Origin of the sequence: Ereboglobus sp. PH5-10 (assembly GCF_029504735.1) — a bacterium.
In the GTDB taxonomy this organism is placed as follows: Bacteria; Verrucomicrobiota; Verrucomicrobiia; order Opitutales; family Opitutaceae; genus Ereboglobus.
The window spans coordinates 1-2,878 of the sequence record NZ_JAQFIP010000037.1 but is presented as its reverse complement, the minus strand read 5'-3'; the positions used below and the strand labels follow the sequence as shown (position 1 = coordinate 2,878).

At 54.6% G+C, this 2,878-nt stretch carries 5 protein-coding genes; all 5 read left to right on the top strand.

Annotation, left to right across the window (positions count from 1 at the left end; genetic code table 11):
* The first annotated feature begins 134 nt into the window (after positions 1-134).
* A complete protein-coding gene (locus M2447_RS13620; RefSeq protein WP_277559052.1) occupies positions 135-599 on the top strand; it encodes a hypothetical protein in 465 nt (154 codons plus the stop codon).
* A 161-nt stretch (positions 600-760) separates the two neighbouring features.
* A complete protein-coding gene (locus M2447_RS13615; RefSeq protein WP_277559051.1) occupies positions 761-1,660 on the top strand; it encodes a hypothetical protein in 900 nt (299 codons plus the stop codon).
* Positions 1,661-1,672: 12 nt separating this feature from the next.
* Positions 1,673-1,837, top strand: a complete 165-nt coding sequence (locus M2447_RS13610) for a hypothetical protein (RefSeq protein ID WP_277559050.1) — start codon at positions 1,673-1,675, stop codon at positions 1,835-1,837.
* Between the two features lie 53 nt (positions 1,838-1,890).
* Positions 1,891-2,139, top strand: a complete 249-nt coding sequence (locus M2447_RS13605; protein WP_277559048.1) for a hypothetical protein — start codon at positions 1,891-1,893, stop codon at positions 2,137-2,139.
* 182 nt (positions 2,140-2,321) lie between these two features.
* On the top strand, positions 2,322-2,878 hold a 557-nt coding region (locus tag M2447_RS13600), incomplete at its 3' end, for a hypothetical protein (protein WP_277559047.1).

The window sequence follows — 2,878 nt, the reverse complement described above, 5'->3', positions numbered from 1 at the left end:
TTTCGGGAGCAGGGGCTGCAGTCCCTGTCCCTGCAACTGAAACTGCCAGCACTGGGGAACCCCAGTGACTGGCTTTTCGTTTTTAGCGTAACGCAGTAACAAACAACAAAATAAAATAGAAAGGTAAGTGTAAAATGGCAGTCAAACTAACAACCAACAATAAAATGCCGTCCGCCGTGTCGGCTCTTGAGCTTCGTTCGGCGGGCAATGTGCCGTCGATTCAACTGCAAGCGGAAGATGTCCGCGAGCAAGTGGACAACCAATGGGTGACGTCCACCGTGAAGAAAAAGCAGTTGATTACGTTCATCGGTGCCGATGGCTCGCCCTGCGCGCTTGAAGGCACCGTGGCCGAATCGGAAGCGGTCGAGATCGAAGCCGCTTATAAAATCGTGGTTCAAATCAAGGTGGCAAACGAACTCAAGGCGGCTTTCCAAGCAGGCCGCGTTTCCCGCGCCTATACGTCGCTGGAGGTCGTAAGGGTGACCGAGGTATGGGATAGCCCGAAAAACTGCCTCTGGAAGGCCAAGGACGACGTTCCTGCGGGCACCAGCGTCAACACGATGGACGAAAGCGGCCGGATTATTCGAAAAGCGGCATAAAGCGGCTTACTCCGTGACATGAAACTCAATCTCAAGAGCGGCACCGATGAACACACGCCCCGAGGCACGAGCGGGCGTGTGTTTTCGGTGCCGTTTTTGGGCGCGGCGCTATTTAGTATATGCGCCATATCCCACCATTTTGAATTTCTAGGGGCTTTCGGATGGATGAAAATTTGGCAAAAATGGGCGGCGAAAAATCATCAAGGCCGCTGGCTGCGATGCGGTCGTTTCAAGCCCCGAATCTCATTATCCTGTCCCGTGCTGAACATCCGCCGATTCCCGGACTCGCTGCCGAGGTCGAGCCGGAAACGCTGCCCGAAAATGCCGATCTGTCGGGCAAAGGCACAAAACGCGAACTGCGCGGAATGTCGGTCAAAAGCGCGCTCAATATCGCCAAAGTTTTGTCCAGCATCGACTGGGACAAAAACGGCACCTGCATTCACGCATCGCTCACGTATTGGAAAACGTGGCCTCGCCCCGATGAGTTGGCGAAAACCAAGTCGGCATTGGTTCGCGACCTCGGACGACACTTCGCCTGCGGCATCTGGCGATTGGAGTATCAAAAGCGAATGGTGCCGCATTTTCACTGCCTGCTCTGGCTCGGGGCATGCCGCGAGTTTGAATGCGCGGAAGAGTATGAGGCGCGATGCAAAGCGTCTCTCGATTGGCTCGTTTCGTGGTGGAAAAAGTTTTCCGAGAATGACAGCGAATTCGCCATCAAGATTACGTCCGGCGATCAAGTGCGCGGCACATGGTATCTGGCCATGCACGCCGCGAAGCGCGAGCAAGCCCCGTCATTCGCTGTCGGCCGATGGTGGGGCTACATTAACCGCAAAGTGCTCTTGGGCGCGCAAGACATGCACGAAACGGGCGTTGTGGACGAACGCGAGCGCGTCTGGTGGGCGCGCCTCTATCGTCGCGCAACGGGCTGCAAAACGCGCAAGAACTGCGGCTTCTCTTGGTTCCTGCCGAACGCCTCGCAATGGAAGGCGTCCGCATGGATTCGCGACCATATCGAGGCCGAAAAGCAAAAGCGCTGGCGGCCGGAAGACCCGTTTTGATGGAGGTGCAAAATGACGAGCCTTGCCGATCTCCTCGGATGGCATGTGAACGAAGTCGGTTTGATAATGATCGGCTTCGGTTTGGGTTGGCTCGTTTCCGTGTATGGATGGCTGGCACGGATGGTCAAAGACCTGATTTTTAACCCGCATAAGGAGGGCGATGCGGGCGACTTTTGAAGGCATGGTGCCTTCAAAAACAAACAAGAACAAACAAACGAAAGGTAACACAAATGAACAAAGTCAAAAAACTCCTCAACGGTCTCTTCGCGGTCATGTTGACCTGCTTCTGCTCGCTGCAAGCGAGCGCGGCGGGTGAGCTGATCACCGCCGATCCGGCGACGGGTGACATCACCGTCGACGCGATGTCCACGGCCGTCAAGGTCGTGACCGTGATCGCCGGAATCGTCCTCGCGGCCGTTGTGGTCTGGATGATCCAGCCGATCATTGGCTGGCTGAAAAAGCTCCTCTTCAAGAGCTGATCTCATTGCGGGGGAGGGACTGCCCCCCGCCTAAATCATCGTGGACGCCGAACTGTCGCAGAAACTTTATTATTTGGTCACCTCGGGAGTGGTTGCCCTGTGGCTGATATTCGGCGCGATTTTATATACAATTTTCAAAGGAAGGAAATGAGATGAAGCGGGCGATCTTGAAAGCGTGTGCCGTGCTGCTCTGCAACATGGCGTTTTTTTGTGCGGTGAGAGGTGCTACGATTTCAGGTGGCGGACTAGCTGCCACGGGGGGGCACAATTGGGTTGGTCGTGGCGTGATCGAATATGAGGAAGGAGAAGGAAAGACGTATTCGCTAATCATTAGAGTTTTCGCGGATGATGGAAGAACTAACGCGCGTTCGGTTACGATGAAGTGGAGCGGGGAAACGTCCTTGACGTTTAATGCTGCGGATTATGCATCAGTCGGATATACTATTAAGGTTTTTGTAGAAGGGGGGGCGGCGACAAGTATGGTTGTGGGGAGTCGATATGTCCCGCCGAATGTAGACCCGTCACAGCGGGTTTTTGTTCTTTGTGACCTTAAGATCGAAAACACTACAGGTGCGGAGAATTTAGAAGGTTGGGTTGAAATCAACGGCACTCGCTATGGTCCCGCACCCGTTGGCGGATTGGAGCAAACAATTGAGCTTGGGGCGTTCGAGCCCGGCACGGTGATTCCAATTACATATGGTTCGGGAGTCACGGGTTCTCCTTCATCTTACACGGTGCC

What these genes read in the sequence shown, in the direction of transcription:
- M2447_RS13610 (WP_277559050.1), top strand. Translation starts at nt 1,673, where the DNA reads ATGACGAGCCTTGCCGATCTCCTCGGATGGCATGTGAACGAAGTCGGT.
- M2447_RS13615 (WP_277559051.1), top strand. Translation starts at nt 761, where the DNA reads ATGGATGAAAATTTGGCAAAAATGGGCGGCGAAAAATCATCAAGGCCG.
- M2447_RS13605 (WP_277559048.1), top strand. Translation starts at nt 1,891, where the DNA reads ATGAACAAAGTCAAAAAACTCCTCAACGGTCTCTTCGCGGTCATGTTG.
- M2447_RS13620 (WP_277559052.1), top strand. Translation starts at nt 135, where the DNA reads ATGGCAGTCAAACTAACAACCAACAATAAAATGCCGTCCGCCGTGTCG.